Annotated in this window: 1 pseudogene; it reads right to left on the bottom strand. The window is 76.7% G+C overall.

Annotation, left to right across the window (positions count from 1 at the left end):
* A pseudogene (locus JGS39_RS40165) lies at positions 1-203 on the bottom strand (ComEA family DNA-binding protein); the annotation flags it as partial.
* Positions 204-480: the final 277 nt, after the last annotated feature.

The raw sequence follows: 480 nt of genomic DNA, 5'->3' as shown, positions 1-480 counted from the left end.
ACGGCCTCGCCGACCCGCTCCGGAGCCGGTACAGAACCAGGGCGCGCGGACCAGAAGTGCATCGCGGCGAACACCGCTGCCGCGACCAGAACGACACTGAGCGCGGCCAGCGTCCTCGGCTCCAGGCCGCACCTGAGCTGGAGCCACACCGGGAGCCGCTCCCGCAACGCGGGAACGGCCCGCCCCCACCGGTCCCCGGCCACCGGACCCGGCGAAGGCCGCGCCGACGAACCCGCCGAAGGTCCGGGCGTCGGACCCGGCGCAGGGCCCGGGGGTGAAGTGCCGTGCGGGGGCGCCCCGGACGGGGGCGGAACCGTCGTCGCAGGGCGAGAGGCGGTCGCCGCTGCGGGGAAGGAGGACATCCCTGCACGGTTCGGCAGCGACGCATGCGGAGCTGTCACAGCAGGAGGCAGGCCCGGGGCCGGCCGCGCAGGCAATGAGGTGAGCCCGGCCGACGCGGCATCCGCGCCCACCCCCACC

This window comes from Streptomyces poriferorum, assembly GCF_019399235.1.
GTDB classification, from domain to species: domain Bacteria; phylum Actinomycetota; class Actinomycetes; order Streptomycetales; family Streptomycetaceae; genus Streptomyces; species Streptomyces poriferorum.
Note: the sequence above shows the minus strand (reverse complement) of the source record. Positions and strands in the feature narration are given on the sequence as shown.